Source organism: Nocardioides xinjiangensis (genome assembly GCF_017916385.1).
Lineage (GTDB): Bacteria > Actinomycetota > Actinomycetes > Propionibacteriales > Nocardioidaceae > Nocardioides > Nocardioides xinjiangensis.
Genome location: NZ_JAFMSW010000001.1, coordinates 2,331,752 through 2,352,202, shown reverse-complemented (window position 1 = coordinate 2,352,202; position 20,451 = coordinate 2,331,752). Strand labels below are relative to the sequence as shown.

Annotated in this window: 19 protein-coding genes, 3 tRNA genes and 1 pseudogene; 6 read left to right on the top strand and 17 right to left on the bottom strand. The window is 73.4% G+C overall.

Features of this window, described 5'->3' with window-relative positions:
- Positions 1-160: 160 nt before the first annotated feature.
- The 5 genes from rplA to J3P32_RS11070 all read right to left on the bottom strand — a co-directional run bounded on the left by rplA (position 161) and on the right by J3P32_RS11070 (position 2,767).
- Complete coding sequence (gene rplA / locus J3P32_RS11090; protein ID WP_210439810.1) at positions 161-883, bottom strand: 50S ribosomal protein L1; 723 nt, start codon at positions 881-883, stop codon at positions 161-163.
- A gap of 63 nt (positions 884-946) precedes the next feature.
- Positions 947-1,375 carry a 50S ribosomal protein L11 gene (gene rplK, locus J3P32_RS11085; protein WP_210439809.1) on the bottom strand — a complete coding sequence of 143 codons (429 nt, stop codon included), beginning with the start codon at positions 1,373-1,375 and terminating at the stop codon, positions 947-949.
- Positions 1,376-1,519: 144 nt separating this feature from the next.
- Complete coding sequence (gene nusG / locus J3P32_RS11080; RefSeq protein WP_210439808.1) at positions 1,520-2,332, bottom strand: transcription termination/antitermination protein NusG; 813 nt, start codon at positions 2,330-2,332, stop codon at positions 1,520-1,522.
- Positions 2,333-2,380: 48 nt separating this feature from the next.
- Complete coding sequence (secE, locus tag J3P32_RS17860) at positions 2,381-2,635, bottom strand: preprotein translocase subunit SecE (RefSeq protein ID WP_210439807.1); 255 nt, start codon at positions 2,633-2,635, stop codon at positions 2,381-2,383.
- Positions 2,636-2,694: 59 nt separating this feature from the next.
- A tRNA-Trp gene (locus J3P32_RS11070) sits at positions 2,695-2,767 on the bottom strand.
- Positions 2,768-2,892: 125 nt separating this feature from the next.
- Between J3P32_RS11070 and J3P32_RS11065 the strand changes: the two genes are divergently transcribed.
- Positions 2,893-3,933 (top strand): adenosine deaminase, encoded by a 1,041-nt coding sequence (locus J3P32_RS11065; RefSeq protein ID WP_210439806.1) that lies wholly within the window; start codon positions 2,893-2,895, stop codon positions 3,931-3,933.
- Here J3P32_RS11065 and J3P32_RS11060 read toward each other — a convergent pair.
- The 9 genes from J3P32_RS11060 to J3P32_RS11020 form a co-directional block, all read right to left on the bottom strand.
- Positions 3,930-4,988 (bottom strand): UDP-N-acetylmuramate dehydrogenase, encoded by a 1,059-nt coding sequence (locus tag J3P32_RS11060; protein WP_210439805.1) that lies wholly within the window; start codon positions 4,986-4,988, stop codon positions 3,930-3,932. The genes J3P32_RS11065 and J3P32_RS11060 overlap by 4 nt on opposite strands.
- Complete coding sequence (locus tag J3P32_RS11055; RefSeq protein WP_210439804.1) at positions 4,981-5,382, bottom strand: MaoC/PaaZ C-terminal domain-containing protein; 402 nt, start codon at positions 5,380-5,382, stop codon at positions 4,981-4,983. The genes J3P32_RS11060 and J3P32_RS11055 overlap by 8 nt, the downstream gene beginning before the upstream one ends.
- On the bottom strand, positions 5,379-5,783 hold the full coding sequence (locus J3P32_RS11050) for an FAS1-like dehydratase domain-containing protein (RefSeq protein ID WP_210439803.1): 405 nt from the start codon (positions 5,781-5,783) through the stop codon (positions 5,379-5,381). The genes J3P32_RS11055 and J3P32_RS11050 overlap by 4 nt, the downstream gene beginning before the upstream one ends.
- An 88-nt stretch (positions 5,784-5,871) precedes the next feature.
- Complete coding sequence (gene rpmG, locus J3P32_RS11045; RefSeq protein WP_210439802.1) at positions 5,872-6,042, bottom strand: 50S ribosomal protein L33; 171 nt, start codon at positions 6,040-6,042, stop codon at positions 5,872-5,874.
- A gap of 39 nt (positions 6,043-6,081) precedes the next feature.
- Positions 6,082-6,158, bottom strand: a tRNA-Met gene (locus J3P32_RS11040).
- A 37-nt stretch (positions 6,159-6,195) separates the two neighbouring features.
- Positions 6,196-6,268: transfer RNA gene (locus J3P32_RS11035), tRNA-Thr, on the bottom strand.
- 70 nt (positions 6,269-6,338) lie between these two features.
- Positions 6,339-7,754, bottom strand: a complete 1,416-nt coding sequence (locus J3P32_RS11030; protein ID WP_210439801.1) for an amidase — start codon at positions 7,752-7,754, stop codon at positions 6,339-6,341.
- 10 nt (positions 7,755-7,764) lie between these two features.
- Positions 7,765-8,295 carry a DNA-3-methyladenine glycosylase I gene (locus J3P32_RS11025; protein WP_307861667.1) on the bottom strand — a complete coding sequence of 177 codons (531 nt, stop codon included), beginning with the start codon at positions 8,293-8,295 and terminating at the stop codon, positions 7,765-7,767.
- 53 nt (positions 8,296-8,348) lie between these two features.
- Positions 8,349-9,287: a pirin family protein gene (locus J3P32_RS11020; protein WP_210439800.1), complete on the bottom strand. Its 939-nt coding sequence runs from the start codon at positions 9,285-9,287 to the stop codon at positions 8,349-8,351.
- A 78-nt stretch (positions 9,288-9,365) separates the two neighbouring features.
- On the opposite strand from J3P32_RS11020, the gene J3P32_RS11015 reads away from it, so the two are divergent.
- Complete coding sequence (locus tag J3P32_RS11015; RefSeq protein ID WP_307861666.1) at positions 9,366-11,315, top strand: ABC transporter ATP-binding protein; 1,950 nt, start codon at positions 9,366-9,368, stop codon at positions 11,313-11,315.
- Positions 11,312-13,246, top strand: coding sequence for an ABC transporter ATP-binding protein (locus J3P32_RS11010; RefSeq protein WP_307861665.1), 1,935 nt, complete (start codon positions 11,312-11,314; stop codon positions 13,244-13,246). The genes J3P32_RS11015 and J3P32_RS11010 overlap by 4 nt, the downstream gene beginning before the upstream one ends.
- A 3-nt stretch (positions 13,247-13,249) precedes the next feature.
- On the opposite strand, the gene J3P32_RS11005 is transcribed toward J3P32_RS11010, so the two are convergent.
- Positions 13,250-14,524 carry a multidrug effflux MFS transporter gene (locus tag J3P32_RS11005; protein ID WP_210439799.1) on the bottom strand — a complete coding sequence of 425 codons (1,275 nt, stop codon included), beginning with the start codon at positions 14,522-14,524 and terminating at the stop codon, positions 13,250-13,252.
- Between the two features lie 43 nt (positions 14,525-14,567).
- Positions 14,568-15,788, bottom strand: a complete 1,221-nt coding sequence (locus J3P32_RS11000; protein ID WP_210439798.1) for a homogentisate 1,2-dioxygenase — start codon at positions 15,786-15,788, stop codon at positions 14,568-14,570.
- A 57-nt stretch (positions 15,789-15,845) separates the two neighbouring features.
- Here J3P32_RS11000 and J3P32_RS10995 point away from each other — a divergent pair, with 57 nt between their 5' ends.
- From J3P32_RS10995 to J3P32_RS10985, 3 genes are read left to right on the top strand one after another with little or no spacing between them, the layout of a single operon-like run.
- Positions 15,846-16,691 (top strand): hypothetical protein, encoded by an 846-nt coding sequence (locus J3P32_RS10995; RefSeq protein ID WP_210439797.1) that lies wholly within the window; start codon positions 15,846-15,848, stop codon positions 16,689-16,691.
- Positions 16,688-17,917 carry a fumarylacetoacetase gene (gene fahA / locus J3P32_RS10990; RefSeq protein ID WP_210439796.1) on the top strand — a complete coding sequence of 410 codons (1,230 nt, stop codon included), beginning with the start codon at positions 16,688-16,690 and terminating at the stop codon, positions 17,915-17,917. The genes J3P32_RS10995 and fahA overlap by 4 nt, the downstream gene beginning before the upstream one ends.
- A 51-nt stretch (positions 17,918-17,968) precedes the next feature.
- On the top strand, positions 17,969-19,150 hold the full coding sequence (locus J3P32_RS10985; protein WP_210439795.1) for a glycosyltransferase: 1,182 nt from the start codon (positions 17,969-17,971) through the stop codon (positions 19,148-19,150).
- On the opposite strand, the pseudogene mptB reads toward J3P32_RS10985, so the two are convergent.
- A pseudogene (mptB, locus tag J3P32_RS17855) lies at positions 19,135-20,442 on the bottom strand (polyprenol phosphomannose-dependent alpha 1,6 mannosyltransferase MptB); the annotation flags it as partial. The gene J3P32_RS10985 and the pseudogene mptB sit on opposite strands and share 16 nt — an antisense overlap.
- Positions 20,443-20,451 lie beyond the last annotated feature (9 nt).

The window sequence follows — 20,451 nt, the reverse complement described above, 5'->3', positions numbered from 1 at the left end:
GGATCGGCGACACCGTGGCGGTCGCCCGACGCCGTCGTACCCCGATCGTTCCACACCGAGACGGCGCCGCCCGAGGCGGCGGGGGCACGGAGGCGCGGGAACGACGCGGCCCGGCCACCCCGTGCGGGGTGGCCGGGCCGGGCGCGGCGGCTGCGGACGATCAGGCCTGGACGGCCTCGTCCTCCTCCGCGACGTTCTTCGTGCGGTTCGGGTCGACCTGGATGCCGGGGCCCATCGTCGTGGAGACGGTGACCTTCTTGATGTAGCGGCCCTTGGAGCTGGCCGGCTTCAGGCGCAGCACCTCCTCGAGGGCGGCGGCGTAGTTCTCGGCGAGCTGGACCTCGGAGAAGGACGCCTTGCCGATGATGAAGTGCAGGTTGGCGTGGCGGTCGACGCGGAACTCGATCTTGCCGCCCTTGATGTCCGTGACGGCCTTGGCGACGTCGGGGGTCACCGTGCCGGTCTTCGGGTTCGGCATGAGCGAGCGCGGGCCCAGGACGCGACCCAGGCGGCCGACCTTGCCCATCATGTCGGGCGTCGCGACGACGGCGTCGAAGTCGAGCCACCCGCCGGCGACCTTCTCGATTAGCTCGTCGCTGCCGACGTACTCGGCGCCGGCCTCACGGGCGGCCTCGGCCTTGTCGCCGTTGGCGAACACCAGCACGCGGGCGGTCTTGCCCGTGCCGTGCGGGAGGTTCACCGTGCCGCGGACCATCTGGTCGGCCTTGCGGGGGTCGACGCCGAGGCGCATCACCACGTCGACGGTCTCGTCGAACTTCTTCTTCGAGCCGCCCTTGGCGATCTTGATGGCGGTCAGCGGGGCGTAGAGCTCGTCCTTGTCGAACGCCTCGGCCGCCGCGCGGTAGGTCTTGCTGCGCTGCATGGTCTTCTCGTTTCTCTGGTGCGAAGGATGTGGTCAGCGAGCCAGCGCGGCTCTCCCACGTGTTCAGTCGGTCGTGATGCCCATCGAGCGCGCGGTGCCCTCGACGATCTTCATGGCCGCGTCGATGTCGTTGGCGTTGAGGTCGGGGAGCTTGGTCTGCGCGATCTCACGGACCTGGTCCTTGGTGAGCTTGCCGACCTTCTCCTTGTGCGGGACGCCGGAGCCCTTGGAGAGGCCGGCGGCCTTCTTGATGAGCTCGGCGGCCGGCGGGGTCTTGGTGATGAAGGTGAACGAGCGGTCCTCGTAGATCGTGATCTCGACCGGGATCACGTTGCCGCGCATGGACTCCGTCTGGGCGTTGTAGGCCTTGCAGAAGTCCATGATGTTCACGCCGTGGGGACCGAGGGCCGTACCGACCGGCGGGGCAGGGGTGGCCGAACCGGCCTGCAGCTGCACCTTGACCAGCGCGGCGATCTTCTTCTTCGGAGGCATTGCCTTCTCTCTCTCTTGTGGTCATGACGAGGGCCGTTGCCCCCTGCCACGGGTTGTTGCTACTTCATTGTCGCTGCCGAGCGACCGCGCGGGAAATCGAGCCCCCGCGCGTGCGGCGGGACGAACGACGTCCGACGTCGGTGCTCAGACCTTCTGGATCTGCGAGAACGACAGCTCGACCGGGGTCTCGCGACCGAAGATCTCGACGAGCGCCTTGACGCGCTGGGACTCGGCGTTGATCTCGGTGATCGTCGCGTGGAGCGTGGCGAACGGGCCGTCGACCACCATCACCGAGTCGGAGACGTCGAAGTCGGCGACCTCGACCGGCTTGCGCGGGGTGGTGGAGGCGCCCTTGTCGCCGGCCGCGGCGGCCTCGGCCTCGGCGACGGCCACGACGGCCGGCGCGAGCATGTCCTCGACCTCGCTCATGCTCAGCGGCACGGGCTGGTGGCTGTGGCCCACGAACCCCGTGACGGACGGGGTGTGGCGCACCGCGGACCAGGACTCGTCGGTGAGGTCCATGCGGACCAGGACGTAGCCGGGCAGGACGGTGCGGGTGACCATCTTGCGCTGGCCGTTCTTGATCTCCGCGACCTCCTCGGTGGGGACCACGATCTCGTGGATGTAGTCCTCCATGTTGAGGGAGATGATGCGGTTCTCGAGGTTGTGCTTGACCCGCTTCTCCATGCCGGAGTAGGTGTGCACGACGAACCAGTCGCCCGGCTTGGCCCACAGCTCGCGACGGAACGCCTCGAGCGGGTCCTCGTCAGCAGCCTCGTCGGCGGCCTCGTCGGCGGCCTCGTCTGCCTGCTCGGCGTCGTCGCCGGCGGTCTCGTCGCTCGCCTCGGCCGCGTCGTCGGTGTCCTCGACGGCGTCCACCTCGGCGTCCTCCGGGGTCACCTCGTCGGCGGACTCGACCTGGTCGTCGACCCGGTCCACGTCATGGTTGTCAGACACGTCTCACTCCGTACGTCGTTGCTGGGGGGCGGGATCACTGCCCCGTCGTCACTGGGCGTTGCTGCCGGTGAAGATCTCGAAGACCAGCTTGCCGAAAGCCAGGTCGAGCACCGAGACCAGCAGCATCACGGCGATGACGAAGACCAGCACGACGAAGAAGTAGGTGACCAGCTGCTGCTGGGTGGGCCACACCACCTTGCGGAGCTCGGCCACCACCTGGCGCAGGAACGTGGCCGGGCTGGTGCGCCCACGGTCGTCGCCGCGCGAGTCGCGCCGGTCCTGAACCGCGTTGCCGTCGGCCACGTCATCCACCTTCTCGCTGTTGCTGTGCGTTGTCGTGCGTTGCTGTGCAGTGTTCCTCGCAGGGCACGAGGGACTTGAACCCCCAACCTTCGGTTTTGGAGACCGATGCTCTGCCAGTTGAGCTAGTGCCCTCCGATGGTCCCTCCCCCTCGCCGGGGGCATGCCGAAGCATGTGGCGAAACCACCAATCGGGAAGCATACGGGGCGGATCCAGCCCGCGTCGAACCGAGGTCGCCGGGCTCCCTACGATTCGTCCCATGACGGCAGCGGGGGCGGGCGGGATCGAGCGGCACCGCGACGTGAGCGCGCTGCCGAAGGCGCACCTCCACCTCCACTTCACCGGGTCGATGCGCCACGCCACCCTGCTCGAACTCGCCGAGCGCGACGGCATCGTGCTGCCCGACTCGCTGGTCGAGGACTGGCCGCCACGGCTCAGCGCGGCCGACGAGAAGGGCTGGTTCCGCTTCCAGCGGCTCTACGACGTGGCGCGCTCGGTGCTGCGCACGCCGGACGACGTCCGCCGCCTGGTGCTGGAGGCCGCCGAGGACGACGTGCGCGACGGCGGTCGGTGGCTGGAGATCCAGGTCGACCCGAGCGGGTACGCGGCCCGGTTCGGCGGGATCACGGCGTTCACCGACCTCGTGCTCGACTGCGTCCGCGACGCCTCGGAGCGCACCGGACTCGGCATCGCCGTCGTGATCGCGGCCAACCGGACGCGGCACCCGCTCGACGCCCGGACGCTGGCCCGGCTGGCGGCCCAGTACGCCGGTCGCGGGGTGGTGGGGTTCGGACTGTCCAACGACGAGCGACGCGGCCGGACCGAGGACTTCGCCGGCGCCTTCAGGATCGCCGCGCGCGCCGACCTCCTCCTGGTGCCGCACGGCGGCGAGCTGCGCGGCCCCGACCACGTGCGGCAGTGCCTGGACGCCCTCGCTCCGCAGCGGCTCGGGCACGGCGTGCGCAGCGTGGAGGATCCGGCGCTGCTCGACCGGATCGTCTCGGCGGGGATCGCCCTCGAGGTCTGCCCGGTGTCCAACGTCTCGCTCGGGGTCTACTCCGACCTGACGTCCGTGCCCCTGCCGCAGCTGCTGGCCGCGGGCGCGACGGTGGCGCTCGGCGCCGACGACCCGCTCCTGTTCGGCTCGCGCCTGGCCGGCCAGTACGCCACGATGCGGGCCGCCCACGACCTCGACGACGCGACGCTGGCCCGGCTGGCCGAGATGTCGTTCGAGGCGTCCCGGGCGCCGTCGGACGTCGTCGCTGCCGCGAGGCGCGACATCGCCGCCTGGCTCGCCTAGAGGGAGCAGCCGACCGTCACCGGCTCGTTGACCAGCGTGACGCCGAATCTCTCGCGCACGCCGTCGCGGACCTCGCGAGCGAGGGTGAGCAGCTCGTCGGTGGTGGCACCCCCGCGATTGGTGAGTGCCAGCGTGTGCTTGGTCGAGAGGCCGACCCGCTCCCCTGCCGCCTCGCTCACGTGGCCCCGGCCGAACCCGGCGCGCTCGATCAGCCAGGCGGCGCTGGACTTCACGGTCCCGTCGGGCTGCTCCCAGCGGGGGGCGTCGTCGGGCAGCGCCGCCGCCTGCTGGGGCGTCAGGATCGGGTTGGTGAAGAACGACCCCGCGCTCCACGTGTCGGCGTCCGCGTCGTCGAGCACCATCCCCTTGCCGGCCCGCAGGGCGAGCACCGCCTCCCGGACGGCGGCCAGGGGGGCGCGCTGCCCCGGCTCGACACCGAGGCGGCGGGCGAGCTCGGCGTAGCGCACGGGCTCACCGAGGTCGCCCTTTCGCAGCTGGAAGGTGACCTCGAGGACGAGGTGGCGGCCGGGCTCGGCCTTGAAGCGGGAGTGCCGGTAGCCGAACCCGCAGTCGGCGGCGGCGAAGGTGCGCTGGGTGCGCTCGAGGCGGTCCCAGGTGCGCACCCGGGCGATGGTCTGGGACACGTCCTGCCCGTAGGCGCCGACGTTCTGGATCGGGGTCGCCCCGACCGAACCCGGGATGCCGGAGAGGGCCTCGACACCCGCCCAACCGTTCGCGACCGTCCGGGCGACGAGGGCGTCCCAGTCCTCGCCTGCGGCGACCGTCAGCACGACCCCGCCGCACTGGGCGAGCGCGTCGACGTCGCAGGTGTCGGTGTCGGCGGCGACGCCGGTGGTGGCGACCTCCACGACACGGCCGTCGAAGCCCTCGTCGGCGACGACGAGGTTGGACCCGCCGCCCAGCACCAGCACGGGCGTGCCGCTCGCGTCGGCGTCGGCGACCGCGGCGACGAGCTCGGCCTCGGTGCGAGCGCGCACCCACTCGCGCGCGGGCCCGCCGAGCCGGAGAGTGGTGTGGTCGCGCAGGTCAGGCACGTGCGCCGGTCCTCACGACCGCCTTCGGCATGCCGAGCACCTTCTGCCCGCCGCAGGTGGCCTCGAGGGCGAAGGTGGCCAGGCCGTCGGCGACGGACTTCACCGTGCCTGCCACGACCACCTCGGCGCCGCCCTCGGCCGGCACCACCACCGGGCTGGTGAACTTCGCCCCGAGGTCCACGACCTCCGCCCCGTCGGTCCACTCCGCGACGGCGCGGCCGACCAGGGCGAGGGTGTACATGCCGTGCGCGATCACCCCCGGCAGGCCCACGCTGCGCGCCACCTCCTCGTCCTGGTGGATCGGGTTGTGGTCGCCGCTGGCGTCGGCGTACGCGACGAGGTCGGCACGGGTGACGGTGAAGGTCAGGGGGCCCAGGACGTCGCCGGCGTTCACGCCGCACCTCCTGCTCCGGCCGAGTGCACGAGCGTCGCCTTGCCCGTGCAGACCACCGCCCCGGTGACGTCGGTGAGCTCGCTGGCCGTGGCGATGATGTCGGCGCCGCCGATCTGGCGCAGGCCGGTCACGGTGAGGGTCGCGGTGAGCTCGTCACCGAGCTCCAGCGGCCGCACGTAGGCGAAGCGCTGCTCGCCGTGCACGATCCGGTGCAGGTCGATGCGCTCTGCGTCGAGGAAGGCCTGCATGGCGTCGAAGGCCAGCACGATGGGGAAGGTCGGCGGGACCGCTCCGTCCGGGTGGCCCACCGCAGCGGCGAAGGCGCGGACCCGCTCGGGGGTGACGGTCAGGGGCGCCGGTGCGGGGAACTCGCGCCCCACCAGCGAGGGGTCGACGGGCATACTCCGACCCTAGGGCCTGCGGATGCACCCCCCAAACACAGCGACCCGTCCGAGGCTCTCGGACGGGTCGGTGGTGACGGAGGAAGCGTCAGCGGGTTTCGCGGTGGGCGGTGTGGCGCCGGCAGCGCGGGCAGAACTTCTGCAGCTCGATCCGGTCGGGATCGTTGCGACGGTTCTTCTTGGTGATGTAGTTGCGCTCCTTGCACTCGGTGCACGCGAGCGTGATCTTGGGGCGAACGTCCGACGACTTGCTGGCCATGGCAGATCCTTGGGTTGCGGGTGGTGCGGTGTCAGCTGGTGGTAGCGGGGGCGGGACTCGAACCCGCGACACCACGATTATGAGCCGTGTGCTCTAACCACCTGAGCTACCCCGCCGCGGAGGACGGACGCCCCCGGAAGGGGTCCGACCCAGAGCCCCTTTACGGAATCGAACCGTAGACCTTCTCCTTACCATGGAGACGCTCTGCCGACTGAGCTAAAGGGGCAACGACGGAGAACTGTACACACGCCCCGCCACGATGAGAAATCGGCTCCGGACCCCGATCGACGGCCCTGTCAGGGGGCCTGGATCCGCGGCCAGCCGACGGCCTCCTCGAGCTCGTAGGACAGGCCCAGGAGGCGCGCCTCACGGCCGGCGCCGGCGCCGAGCATCATGCCCTGCGGCAGCCCGCCCGCGGTGGTGGCGAGGGGCAGCGAGATCGCCGGCTCGCCGGTCGCGTTCTGCAGCGGCGTGAAGGCGACCCACTCCATCAGCCGCCGCATGATCTCGTCGTAGTCCTGGTCCGGCCGCAGGTGCCCGACCCGCGGCGTCTCGGTTGCCAGCGTGGGCGTCAGGGTGACGTCGTACGACACCCGGTGCCGCGCCGCGAGCCGCTGCGAGCGGCGCAGGACCGCGATCGAGAACGGCTGCTTGTGCAGGTTGCGGGCGGCGTGCCGCGCCAGGCCCAGGGTGAGGTTGTCCAGCTTGGCCGGGTCCCACGTGTCGCCGAAGTCCTTGCGGCCACGCCGGGCGATGACCAGCGCCAGCATGGACCAGAACCGCACGAAGTGCTCGGGGAAGCTGTCCGGGACCGGGTTGTCGATCTCCTCGACGTGGTGGCCCAGCTCGTCGAGCAGGGCGGCGGTCCTCAGGGTGAGCTCGCGGACCTCGGCGCTGCACTCGCGGCCGATCCCGGTGGTGACGACCGCGATCCTCAGGCGCGACCGGCTGGGGCGGGTGACGTCGCCGACGGGCGGCAGGAGAGGGTTGCGCCAGATCTTCTCCGCCTCCCGGTAGAACGCGGCGGTGTCGCGGACGCTGCGGGTCAGCACGCCGTCGGAGACGATCCGCACCGGCATGTCCCGCATCATCCGGTCCTGGGCCAGGCGCCCGCGCGTCGGCTTGAGCCCCACGAGGCCGTTGACCGCCGCCGGGATGCGGATCGAGCCGCCGCCGTCGTTGGCGTGGGCGATCGGCACGGCACCGGCGGCGACGAGCGCGGCCGACCCCGCGGACGAGGCCCCTGCGTAGTGCTCGGGGTTCCACGGCGAGCGGACCGGTCCCAGGCGCACGTGGTCGGCGGCACCGGAGAAGCCGAACTCCGAGAGCTGGGTCTTGCCGAGCGGGATCAGGCCGGTGGCGAGGTACATGCGGGCGAAGTCGCCGTCGGCCTGCTTCGGCTCCGCGGCGAAGGCGTCCGCGCCGTGCTGCGTGGGCATGCCGGCCACGTCGACGTTGTCCTTGACGAACGTCGGCACGCCGGCGAACCAGCCGCCCCGGGGCCGGCGCGCCTCGTCACGGGCGCGGTCGTAAGCGGCGTACGCCACCGCCCCGAGGGCTGCGTCGACCTGCTCCGTGCGGGCGATGGCCGCCTCCACCACCTCGGGCACCGAGACCGCGCCGGCGCGGAGCGCCGACACCAGGCCGGTGGCGTCGAGGTCGGACAGGGCGTCGTCGGCGGAGAAGGCGTGCACGCGCGTGACGGTGGTCATGCGCGCGAGGCTAGTGGGCGCAGCCGCGGCGGTGACAGCCCTCGAGGTGGTCGTCGACGAGGCCGATCGCCTCCATCAGGGCGTGCATCGTGGTCGGCCCGACGTGGGCGAAACCGGCCTTCTTCAGCGCCTTCGACAGCGCCACCGACTCGGGCGAGGTGGTGGGCACGTCGGCGGTCGTGCGCGGGGCCGGCCCCGGCTCGGGGCGGAACGACCAGATGAACGTCTCGAGGCCGCCCCGATCGCGGAGAGCGACGGTGGCGCGCGCGTTGGTGATCGCGGCCTGGACCTTGCGGAGGTTGCGCACGATGCCGGCGTCGGCCATCAGCCGCTCGACGTCGTCGGGGCCGTAGGCCGCCACGACGTCGGCGTCGAAGCCCGCGAACGCGGCGCGGAAGTTGTCGCGCTTGTCGAGGATGGTGCGCCAGGACAGGCCGGACTGGAACGCCTCCAGGGTCAGCCGCTCGAGGTGCGCGGACTCGCCGGAGACCCGCATGCCCCACTCCGTGTCGTGGTAGGCGAGGTTGACCGCGTCGCCCACCGCCCACGGGCATCGGGCGATGCCGTCGGGCCCCACGACGGGCCCGGCGCCCGTCAGTGCCGCTCCTTGAGGCGGACGTTGGGCAGCGGCGGCGCGGGGATCGGCTGCAGGTCGAGGTCGACCGTGCCGAACCGGCCGGGGGCGACCTGGCGGCCGTCCGCGACGACCTCCCCGCCGGCGGTGACCTGGTCCTGCCACTCGCGGCGGTAGCCGGCGACCTCGTCGTGGCTGCGACCGATGAAGTTCCACCACATGACGATCGCCTCGCCGAACGGGGGCCCGCCGAGCAGCAGCAGGCGCGCCTCCTCGTGCGCGGTGACGGTGAGCGAGCCGCGGCCGGTCGGGACGTAGGCCAGGTCGCCGGGCCGCAGGTCCTGGCCGTCGACGTCGACCGCGCCGACGTCGAGCAGCACCCCGTGCTCGAAGGTCTCGTCGACGTCGACGTCGAGGCTCTTGCCGGTCGCGAGCATGAGCTCGACGCCGAGCAGCGGGGTGTGGGTCACCACCGGCGAGCTCGCGCCGAGGAGCGAGCCGATGAACACCCGCGCCTCCCACCCCGGACCCCGCACCGGCCGGGGGGCGAAGTGCTCGAACCGCGGCTCGACGTGGCGGCTGTCCTCGGGCAGGGCGATCCACAGCTGGGCGCCGTGGAGCGTCGTGGTGCCCGGCGTGGAGACCTCGGTGTGGCTGATGCCCCGGCCGGCGGTCATCAAGTTGAGCTCGCCGGGACGCACGGTCGCCAGGCTGCCGACGGAGTCGCGGTGCTCCAGGGCGCCGTCGAAGAGCCAGCTGGCGGTCTGCAACCCGGTGTGCGGATGCGCCGGCAGGACCATGCCGCCGGTCTCGTCGACGTCGTCGGGTCCGTAGTGGTCGACGAAGCACCAGGCGCCGATCAGCGAGCGGTGCCGCTGCGGGAGCGTCCGTCGTACGCGCATGGCCCGGGGGCCCCCGAGCGGGACCTCGCGGGGAGTCATCACCTCGACGTCGGTCATCGACCGCCACGGTACCCGCAGGGGTGGACGAGCGGGAGGGAGTGGCAGGGAGTGAGAGGACTGCCGACTTTGGTCTACGTGACACACCTCACCGCCCGCGCGGAGCCGGCCCGCTGGGCGGCGACGCCTAAGGTCTCCCACGACATGCAGGACTTCCCACCCCGGATCGCGACGTTCTTCACCGGGAGCGACGACGCCCCCAGCCCGGACCCCGACACCCGGTCGCCCGCGGCGTTCCTCCGCTGGGTCCTCGGACAGCAGAAGGCCCTGGTCGCCCTGTCGTCGCTGTGCTACGCGCTGTGGTTCCTCCCGATGACCCTCGGACCGTGGATCTTCGGCAACGCGGTGGACGAGGGCATCGTCGGCGGCTCGGAGGCGGCCCTGCTCGGATGGGCGTCGCTGCTGCTCGGCGTGGTCGCGGTGGGCGCGGTCTTCGGCATCGTGTCGCACACCCTCGTCGTGCGCAGCTGGTTGGTCGGCCTCTACGGCACGCTCGAGATGGTGACCCGCAAGGTGGCCCAGATGGGGCACGTGCTGCCCCGCCGCTCCCCCACCGGCGAGGTGCTCAGCGTGGCCTCGAGCGACTCCGACGAGTTCGGTGCGCTCACCGAGATCCTCTCCCGCACGCTCGGCCAGCTCGCGTCGTACCTCACCGTGGCCGTCATCGTCCTGACGATGTCGTGGGAGCTCGGCCTGCTCACGCTGGTCGCGGCGCCGGTGCTGGTCGGGGCGGCGCTGCCGCTGCTGCGCCCGCTGCACCGCCGCCAGCAGGTCGAGCGCTCGCGCACGTCGGACCTCACCTCCCTGGCCACCGACATCGTGGCGGGCCTGCGCATCCTGCGCGGCATCGGCGGCGAGCAGACCTTCGGCGCCAACTACGCCCGCCAGTCGCAGTCGGCCAAGCAGGCCGGGGTCGGCGCCGGCATCTGGCAGGCGGCGGTCGAGGCCGTCGGCGTGCTCCTGTCCGGCATCTTCCTGGTCTCCCTCGTCTGGCTCGGCACCAGGCAGGTCCAGGCCGGCGCCCTGACCGTCGGCGAGCTCATCACCTTCCTGGGCTACGGCCTGTTCATGGTGGGGCCGATCCGGACGTTCTTCGAGTTCGCGCAGAAGGGCGTCCGCTCGCTGGTCAGTGCCCGCAAGGCCATCGCCATCTTCGAGCAGCGGCCGCCGTGGCGCGACCCGGCCGACCCCGTCGCGCTGGACGGCGCCGGCGCCCTGCACGACGCGGCCAGTGGCCTCACCGTGCGGCCCGGCCTGCTCACGGTCGTCGTGAGCGCCGTGCCGGAGCAGAGCGCGGCGCTGGCCGACCGCCTGGGCCGCTACCTCCCCGACGACACCGAGCCCGTCCCCGCGGCCGAGGACGACGGCGTCAGGGGCCGGGCAGCACGGCGCGCCCGTGCCGCCCGTGCGCAGGAGCGCGCCCGCATCGCCGCGCGCGACGAGGAGCGGGCCGGTCGCGAGTGGGGCGTCACCCTCGGTGGGGTCGACCTGTCGCGCGCCCGCCTCGACGACGTACGCCGCCAGGTGCTGGTGAGCGACACCGGCAGCCAGCTGTTCGCCGGCACGCTCCAGGACGCCGTCGACCCCCACGGCCGGCTCACCCGCGAGCAGGCGGAGCACGCGCTGCGGGTCGCCAGCGCCGAGGACGTCTACGACGCGCTGCCGGAGGGCTGGCAGGGCCAGCTCGACGAGCGCGGTCGCGGCCTGTCGGGCGGCCAGCGCCAGCGCGTCGTCCTCGCCCGCGCGGTCGCCGCGGACCCGCCGGTGCTGGTGCTCGTGGAGCCGACGTCGGCGGTCGACGCCCACACGGAGGCACGGATCGCCGAGCGCGTCGCCGACGCGCGCCGGGGCCGCACCACGGTCGTCACGACCGTCTCGCCGCTCTGGCTGCACCACGCCGAGCACGTCGTGCTGCTCCACGAGGGCACCGTCGTCGCCGAGGGCCGCCACGCCGACCTGCTGGTCTCCGACGACGACTACCGACGGGTCGTGGCCCGCGCGCTCGACGACGAGGAGGTCGTCCGGTGACCGGCTCGGGCCCGGACCTCCTGGCCACCTCGGCGCAGACCTGGCGGGACCGCTCGCAGGACGCGCCCGCCGTGCCCGACGTGCTGCGCCCGCCCGAGCACGCGAGCCTGCGCGAGCGCCGCCGCGCCCTGTGGCACCGGCACGCACTGCGCCGACAGCGCGCGGAGGAGGTCTACGCGGCCTCGCGCAACCCGGTGCGCGGCTGGCCGGTGTCGGGCAACCGGGCCGTGCTCCACTTCTTCGGCGACCTCGTGCGCCGGCGCCGGCGCTCCTTCGCCCTGCTCGTGCTCCTCAACGCCCTCGCGGCCGGCTCGGCGCTCGTGGTGCCCCGCCTCCTCGGCGCGCTGGTCAACCGGGTCGAGTCGCAGGGCACCGCCGTCGACGGGCTCGACGCCCTCGCGCTGACGGTCGTCGGCGTCGTCGTCCTCCAGGCCCTGTTCACCTTCGGGGCCCAGCGCACCTCCACGCACTTCGGCCAGGACCTCCTCGCCTCGGCCCGCGAGTACGTCGTGGGCACGATCCTCCGGCTCCCGGTGGGCCGGGTGGAGGGCGCGAGCACCGGCGACCTCGTCACGCGCGTCACCCGCGACGTCGGCACGATGGCCCGCTCCGTCCAGTGGGGTGTGCCCCGCCTGCTGATCTCGCTGCTGACGGTCGTGCTGTCCGTGGTGGCCATGCTGCTCAACTCGCTGGTGCTCGCCGTGCCGGCACTGCTGGTGTTCGCCCTTTGCACCCCCGCGGTGCGCACGTACCTCAGGCGAGCACCCAAGGCGTACATCACCGAGGGCGCGACGTACTCCCGGATCAACACCACCCTCACCGAGACCGTCGAGGGGGCGCGCACGGTCGAGGCCCTCGGCCTCTCCGCCGCACGGGTGCGGGCCGGTGGCGACGACATCGAGGTGTCCGCGCAGGCCGAGCGCTACGGCATGACGCTGCGCAACGTGCTGTTCGCGGCCCTCAACGGCGCCTTCCAGGTGCCCCAGGTCGTCACCCTGGTCGTGGGCGCCTACGGCTACAGCCGCGGCTGGGTGGACCTCGGCCAGATCACCGCCGCGATGCTCTACGTCGTCGCCCTGAGCGAGCCGCTCGACGCCGTGATCGGCGAGGTCGACCGCCTCCAGGTCGGGGCGGCCTCGACGAGCCGGCTGCTCGGCATCGCCGAGGTCCCGCCCGACCGCGAGCCCGGTGACCGGCTGCCCGACGGCGTCGAGCTGGTGGGCGAGGACCTGCGCTTCGCCTACCGCGAGGGCCACGACGTGCTGCACGGAGTCGACCTGCGCCTGCGCACGGGCGAGCGGCTGGCCGTGGTCGGCCCGAGCGGGTCGGGCAAGTCCACGCTCGGCCGGCTCCTCGCGGGCATCAACCGTCCGCGCACCGGGTCGGCCCGCGTCGGTGGCGTCGACCTCGTCGACCTGCCCCTCGAGGTGCTGCGCACCGAGGTGGCGCTGGTGACCCAGGAGCACCACGTCTTCATCGGCACCGTGCGCGACAACGTCGTTCTGGCGCGGGAGGACTCCTCCGACGACGACGTCCGCGCCGCCCTGCGGGCCGTCGGCGCGCTCGCGTGGGTGGAGCGGCTGCCCGAGGGGCTCGACACCACGATCGGGTCCGGCCGTCACGCGCTGACGCCCGCCCAGGCCCAGCAGGTCGCGCTCGCGCGGCTGATCATCGCCGACCCGCACACCCTCGTGCTCGACGAGGCCACCTCCCTCATCGACCCGCGCACCGCACGGACGCTCGAGGGGTCGATGAACAGCCTGCTCGAGGGTCGCACCGTCGTCGCGATCGCCCACCGCCTGCACACCGCGCACGACGCCGACCGCATCGCGGTGGTGCTCGACGGGCGGATCGTGGAGCTCGGCAGCCACGACGAGCTGCTCGACCTGGACGGGGAGTACGCCGCGCTCTGGCGGGCCTGGACGTCCTGAGCCTCAGGCGGACAGGACCCTCGCGGCCCGCTGGTGCCAGCGCCAGCAGCCCCAGCCGAGGAGCACGCAGGTCGCGGCGGTGAGCGCGAAGCCGAGCACCGACCGGCCGGCGTACGGGGCCAGGACGGCAGCGCTGACGGCGTTGAACACGAGGGTGATGGAGGCCGCCGCCGACACGACCGCACCGCGGCGGGTCGGCACGAGGTCGAGCATCAGCAGCTGGATGTTGGGGTAGGCCAGCCCGTTGCCGAAGGCGATCAGGGCGACCCCGGCGACGGCCCACGGCATGACCTCGCCGAGGGGCGTCAGCGCGACGCCGACCCCGAGCACGGCACCGGCGGCGCTGACGGCGTACCCGGTGGAGACGAGGTGGGAGCTGCTGACCAGCCGTCCGTAGCGACCGCTCACCACCGAACCGACGACCATCGCGCCGATCATGGGGACGAACAGCTTCCAGAAGTCGAGCTCACCCTGGCCCAGCACGTCGACCATGAAGATGGACGCGCCGCCGATGTAGAGGAACTGGGCGCCGAACACGAGGGTGCCCGCCCACGCCATCCGGTGGAAGGCCGGTACGGCGACGACGGCGCCCAGGCCGCGGACGATCTCGCCCACCCGGAGCGGGACGCGGCGCTCGGGCGGGTGGCTCTCGGGCAGGAGCGCCACCGAGGCGGCGACCAGCACCAGCGCCAGGCCGGCCATGAACCAGAAGACCGTCTGCCACGGGCCCACCTGCACGAGCAGGCCCCCGACGACGGGGGCGACGGCCGGCGCCACCCCGAAGATGACGGACACCTGGCTCATCATCCGCTGCGCCTCGGGGCCCTCGAACAGGTCGCGGACGACGGTGCGGCTCACGATCGTCGAGCCGCCGGCGGCCAGGCCCTGCACGACCCGCCCCACCAGCAGCCACTCCAGCGTCGGCGCGAAGGCGCAGGCCGCGGACGCGACCGCGTAGACCAGCAGCGAGCCGACGATGACCGGTCGGCGACCGACCGCGTCGGACAGCGGCCCGTGGAAGACGCTCATCGCTGCGAAGGCCAGCATGTAGGCCGTCACCACGAGCTGGAGCTCGCCGGACGAGACGTCGAGCTGCACGCCCATCTGCGGGAACGCGGGGAAGGGGGTGTCGATGCTGAAGGGGCCTATCATCGACAGCATCGCGAGTACGACCGGGATCAGCGCCCGCGACCTGCGCGTCCCCAGCGTTCCCAGCCTCCTCGGCGTCCTCGGCGTCGTCCCGCCTGCGGCGGTGGACCGGGCGGGATCGATGGGCACCGGAGCGAATCTAGTCCCCCGCTGCGGCGGCGGCCCCGCGGCGTCAGGTGTTGCTGTAGACCGCGGGCCCGCCGTCGCCGTCGGCCGCGTCGGGACCGCGGCCGGCCCACGTCCAGGCGTACGCCGGGTCCTCCGCGGCCAGGCCGCCCTCCCCGAGCTCGAGCGGGGCGAACGTGTCGACCATGACGGCCGACTCCGCGAAGTACTGCACGCCGAGGCTGGCCTCGATGGCGCTGGGCTGCGGGCCGTGGGCGTGACCGCCGGGATGGAGGCTGATCGACCCGATGCCGATGCCGGAGCCCTTGCGCGCCTCGTAGTCGCCGCCGACGTAGAACATGACCTCGTCGGAGTCGACGTTCGAGTGGTAGTAGGGCACCGGGATCGCGAGCTCGTGGTAGTCGACCTTGCGCGGCAGGAAGTTGCACACCACGAAGTTCCAGCCCTCGAACACCTGGTGCACCGGCGGCGGCTGGTGGACCTTGCCGGTGATCGGCATGAAGTCCTCGACGTTGAACGTGTAGGGATAGAGGCAGCCGTCCCAGCCGACCACGTCGAACGGGTGGGTGGCGTAGGTCAGGCGGGTGCCGACGATGCCGGCACTGGTGCGGTGCTTGACCAGCACCTCGACGTCGGTGCCCTCCACCTCGAACGTCTCGGTCGGCCCGTGGAGGTCGCGCTCGCAGTAGGGCGCGTGCTCCAGGAACTGCCCGAAGCGCGAGAGGTAGCGCTTGGGCGGGTGGATGTGGCTGTTGGCCTCGATGGCGTAGAGCCGGGACGGCTCGGCCGGCACCCAGCGGTGGTCGGTCGCGCGGGGGACGACGACGTAGTCGCCGGGGCGGTAGGGCACGACACCGAAGACCGTCTCGACGGTGCCGGTGCCGGACTCGACGAAGACGCACTCGTCGCCGATGGCGTTGCGGTAGAGCGGCGAGGGCTCGGTGCCGGTGACGACGTAGGCGATGCGGACGTCGTTGTTGCCGAGGACGAGGCGGCGTCCCTCGACCGGGCAGCCGCCGGTCTCGAGGTCGTGCAGCCGGAGGTGCCGCGGCTTGAGCGGGTGGTTCGGGGTGCGTGACTGGTCGCCCAGCTCCCACACCCGGCTGTCGGTGATCGCGCTGGGCACACCGCGGTGGTAGAGCAGCGAGGAGTCGGACGAGAAGCCCTCCTCACCCATCAGCTCCTCGCGGAAGAGGTGGCCGTTGTCGTCTCGCAGCTGCGTGTGGCGCTGGCGCGGCAGGCGGCCGAGTGCTCGGTAGTGGGCCATCGCAATCCTCCGATTATCGAACGTATGCGTCCGCTATCTGGTGGTTAGAGTAGCGCCGTGGCCCCTGATCCCGCACCTCCCTTCCCCGACGCCTGGCGTGGTCTGGTCGACGACGCCGCGACCTTCCCGCCGGGCGACGCCGACCTCGGCGTCGCGCTCGCGACCTACGCCGACCGCGCCGCGGAGTGGCACTCCGGCCTGGTCGGCTCGTTCGTGGTCACCGACACCCACCTCGCCTCCGTCCCTGCGGACGTCCCCGTCTCCGTGGTGCTCACGAGCGGCGCCGGCGCCGTCGCCGGGGTCGCGGCGCTCGCGGCGCGCAAGGGCCTCCGGGTCGCCGGCATCGAGGCCGCGGTGCGCGACGCCGACGACCCGGTCGGCAACGTGCGGCGCATCGACGCCGCCGCCCGTGCCGCCGAGGTCGACGTACCCCTCTTCTTCGAGGTGCCCGGCCCGGTCACGGCGGCCTGGCTCGCGGCCGTCGACGAGGTCGCCGCCTGCGGCCACCGCCTCAAGCTCAGGCTGGGCAACGTCGACCACGACCTGGTCCCCTCCCCCGCCACCGTCGCGGCCTGGATCGACGCGGCGCTCGACCGCGAGACGCGCTTCAAGGCCACCGCCGGGCTGCACCGGGCCGTCCGCCACGACCCCGAGGGCGGTGGCGCGCACGGGTTCCTCAACGTGCTCGCCGCGACGCAGGTCCTCTGGGACGGCGGGTCCGTCGACGACGCGGCCGCCGTGCTCGAGGTGCGCGACGGCGCGGCCCTCGCCGCCACCGACGTCGCCGCCGCGCGGCGCTGGTTCACCTCCTTCGGGTCGTGCTCGGTCACCGCACCGCTGGAGGACCTGCTCGCCCTCGGCCTCCTCGCGCCCCCCACCCAGCACCCCACGGAGCAGCCATGACCCCGCCGCAGCGTCCCGCCACGACGTGGGTCGAGGGAGCGACGGGCTCGGGCTTCGACGTCGACCACCTGCCCTACGGCGTCGTCGCCCGCGACGGCGAGCGGCCGCGGGTGGCGGTGCGCATCGGCGACCAGGTGCTCGACCTCAGCGTGGTGGCCGCCGCCGAGATGGTGGACACCCACGCCCTCTTCGACCAGCCCTCGCTCAACCCCTTCATGGCCGCCGGCCCCGAGGTGTGGGCCTCGACGCGTGCCTGGATCACCGCACTGCTCACGACGGAGGCCGAGCGGGACCTCGTCGAGCCCGCCCTCGCCCCGGTGGACTCGGTGACGATGCTGCTGCCGTTCGCCGTCGGCGACTACGTGGACTTCTACGCCTCCGAGCACCACGCCGCCAACGTCGGGCGGATGTTCCGGCCCGACCAGGAGCCGCTGCTGCCCAACTGGAAGAACCTCCCCGTGGGCTACCACGGGCGCTCCGGCACGGTCGTGGTCTCCGGGACCGACGTGGTGCGGCCCTGCGGCCAGCGCAAGGCGCCGACGGACGAGCTCCCCACCTACGGCCCGTCGCGGCGACTCGACATCGAGGCCGAGCTGGGCTTCGTCGTCGGCGTGCCGTCGGCGATGGGCGAGCGGGTCACGACCGCCGACTTCGCCCGCCACACGTTCGGGGTCGTCGGCCTCAACGACTGGTCGGCACGCGACCTGCAGGCCTGGGAGTACGTCCCCCTCGGCCCGTTCCTCGGCAAGTCCTTCGCGACCTCCGTCAGCGCGTGGGTGACGCCGCTCGCCGCGCTCGACGCCGCCTGGACGGACCTGCCCGGCCAGGACGAACCGCCGGTGCTCGACTACCTGCGCGTCGAGGAGCCGGCCGGTCTGGACATCGAGGTGGAGGTGGTGCTCGACGGCGAGGTCGTCGCCCGCCCGCCCTACCGCACGATGTACTGGTCGCCCGCCCAGATGCTGGCGCACACCACGGTCAACGGCGCGAGCGTGCGCACGGGCGACCTGTGGGGCTCCGGCACCGTGTCGGGCCCCGAGCGCCACCAGCGAGGCTCGCTGCTCGAGCTGTGCTGGGGCGGCACGGAGCCGTTCACCGCGGCCGGCCGCGAGCGGACCTTCCTCGAGGACGGCGACGAGGTGACGCTGCGCTACACCGCGCCCGGCACGGGCGGGGGCCGGATCTCGCTCGGCGAGGTCACCGGACGCATCCTCCCGGCCCGCTGACGGCCGGGTCGGCGTCGGCGTCCGTTCACCTGCCTGCGCCAGCCTGCGCCCATGCGCATCGCCCAGCTCGCCAACTTCGTCGGCCCCGCGTCGGGAGGGATGCGCACGGCGCTGCGCGCCCTCGGCCCCGGCTACGTGGACGCCGGGTGCCGGCGCCTGCTCGTCGTCCCCGGGCCCGAGGACGCCCGCACCTCCACCGCGGCCGGTGACGTCGTCCAGCTCCGGGCACCGCGCGTCGGCGGCGGCTACCGGCTGATCGTGGAGCCCTGGCGGGTGACGGAGGTGCTGGAGGAGTGGGGCCCGACCTCCGTCGAGCTCAGCGACAAGCTCACCCTGCTGCCGGTCGCGCGGTGGGCCCGGCGCAGCGGCGTCGGCTCGGTCCTCCTCTCGCACGAGCGGCTCGACGACATGCTCGCGCTCCGCACCGGCCTCGACGCGACCTCCAAGGTGTCGGTCGCCCTCCTGAACCGGCTGCTCGTGCGCAGCGTCGACACGGTGGTGGTCACCTCCGAGTACGCTCGCCGGGAGTTCCAGCACGTCGCGGACGCCGCCGGCTGCCCGGTGCTGCGCGTCCCCCTCGGCGTCGACCTCGACACGTTCCGGCCGCACGCCCGCGGACCGGTCGACGTGCTCCGGCTGGTCCACGCCGGCCGGCTCTCGCGGGAAAAGAGCCCGCACCTGGCCGTCGCCACCGCCGTGGAGCTGCACCGCCGCGGCCTGCCCGTGCGCCTGGACGTCTACGGGGTCGGCCCCCACCGGGCCGAGCTCGTCGACATCGCCGGTGACGCGCCGGTGCGCTTCCGGGGGTACGTCGACTCCCCCGCCCGGCTCAGCCGCGCGCTGGCGCACGCCGACGTCGCGCTGAGCGTGTGCCCGGGCGAGACGTTCGGGCTCTCGGTCCTCGAGGCGCTCGCGTCGGGCACCCCTGTCGTGACCGCCGACCGCGGCGGTGCGCGCGAGCTCGTCGACGAGACCTCCGGGGCCTGGGGCTCCCCGGACCCGCGCGCGCTCGCGGACGCCGTGCTCGAGGTGGCGGCCCGTCCGGCGCCCAGCCGGCGCGCGGCCGCCCGTGCGCGCGCCGAGCGCTACCCGTGGTCGGCGACCGTCGGGTCGATGCTGGAGGTCCACGCCTCGGTGGCGATGCCGGAGAGCCGCTCGCGCGCGCGTCGGGTGACCAGCAGCAGCACCGCCACGGCCGCGACGACCAGGGAGCCGATGACGATCGCCAGGTAGGCGCCGTGCAGGGAGGAGTCCATCGGCGCCACGAGACCCGACACCAGCGACACCGCCACCAGCGCCACCATCGCTCCCCGCCCGAGCCGCTGGACGGCGACGAACGGGACCGCCCAGAGGAAGTACCAGAGGTGGACCACCGGGCTGAGCGCCACGACGGCGACCATCACCACCGCGAGGGCGCGCACCGCCTGGCGCCGGTCGCGGGTGGCGTACGTCGCCAGCACCCGGGCCACGACGCCCAGCGCGGCGACCTGCGCGAGCAGCCGGACCAGTCCGAGGAACGTGTCGTCCGGCGTGTCGGCGTCCAGGAGCTGGGCGACCAGATCGAGCCAGCCGCCCAGCAGCGTCGGCAGCGACAGGGGCGTGTCGACGGTGGCCGGCACGGCCAGGGCACCGAACCACCCGACGCCGAGCCCCCACACCAGGCCGGGGAGGACCAGCGCAGCGACGGCGACCGCTCCGACGCGCGCGGTGTGGCGCAGCCGGACGACCGCCGGGGCGGCCGCGGGAGCGGTGAGCAGCACGACCGCGACGCACGCCAGGCCGCCCGGCAGCTTCACCCCTGCGGCGAGCCCGCCCAGGACCGCACCTGCCACCCACCCGTGCTCGTGTGCGACGACGACCGCGGCGGCCATCAAGCCGACCATGAGCAGGTCGTTGTGCAGCCCGGCCACGCCGTTGGACACCATCAGCGGCGAGGCGAGCACCAGGCCGGACGCCAGGGCCGGGTTGGCGCCGCACCAGCGGGCCAGCCGCGGCACCGCCCACGCCAGCAGGACCAGGCCGACGAGCGCGATCATCCGGTGGGCGACCACGAGGAGCCACGGGTCCGCGGTCAGGCCCGCGGCGAGGTCGCCGCCGATGAGGGGCACCGGGCCGTAGGGCGTCGGCGTGGCCATCCAGCGCGGGTCGACCCCCTCGACGATCGGCCCCGGGACCGATCGCGGACCCACCAGGCTCCAGGGTCCGTGGTCGTAGGGCGAGATCCCGCGGTGCACCATCGTCCCCTGGGCGGCGTACGACCACCCGTCGCGGGAGAAGAGCGGCGGCGCGAGCAGGAGCGGCAGCGCCCACGCGACGGTCGCGGTGCGCACCCGTGCGACCACGGCCGGCTGCGCGGCCTCGTCGGCCCGGGACGCGACCCGGCACAGCTGCAGCCAGGCCGAGGCGAGCATGCCGAGGCCGGCGAGCACGACGACGAGGCCGGCCATGCGGCCCACGGCCGAGCCGCGCAGCAGCTGCAGGGGCTCGACGTCCGCGACGGCGGCGCTGGGCGGGATGGTCGCCACCACCAGGCC

Excerpts from the sequence above, each read along its gene's own strand:
- rpmG (WP_210439802.1), bottom strand. The coding sequence starts at position 6,042 with ATGGCCAGCAAGTCGTCGGACGTTCGCCCCAAGATCACGCTCGCGTGC.
- J3P32_RS11065 (WP_210439806.1), top strand. The coding sequence starts at position 2,893 with ATGACGGCAGCGGGGGCGGGCGGGATCGAGCGGCACCGCGACGTGAGC.
- rplK (WP_210439809.1), bottom strand. The coding sequence starts at position 1,375 with ATGCCTCCGAAGAAGAAGATCGCCGCGCTGGTCAAGGTGCAGCTGCAG.
- fahA (WP_210439796.1), top strand. The coding sequence starts at position 16,688 with ATGACCCCGCCGCAGCGTCCCGCCACGACGTGGGTCGAGGGAGCGACG.
- J3P32_RS11020 (WP_210439800.1), bottom strand. The coding sequence starts at position 9,287 with ATGACCGACGTCGAGGTGATGACTCCCCGCGAGGTCCCGCTCGGGGGC.
- J3P32_RS11000 (WP_210439798.1), bottom strand. The coding sequence starts at position 15,788 with ATGGCCCACTACCGAGCACTCGGCCGCCTGCCGCGCCAGCGCCACACG.
- J3P32_RS11050 (WP_210439803.1), bottom strand. The coding sequence starts at position 5,783 with ATGCCCGTCGACCCCTCGCTGGTGGGGCGCGAGTTCCCCGCACCGGCG.
- rplA (WP_210439810.1), bottom strand. The coding sequence starts at position 883 with ATGCAGCGCAGCAAGACCTACCGCGCGGCGGCCGAGGCGTTCGACAAG.
- J3P32_RS10985 (WP_210439795.1), top strand. The coding sequence starts at position 17,969 with ATGCGCATCGCCCAGCTCGCCAACTTCGTCGGCCCCGCGTCGGGAGGG.
- J3P32_RS11030 (WP_210439801.1), bottom strand. The coding sequence starts at position 7,754 with ATGACCACCGTCACGCGCGTGCACGCCTTCTCCGCCGACGACGCCCTG.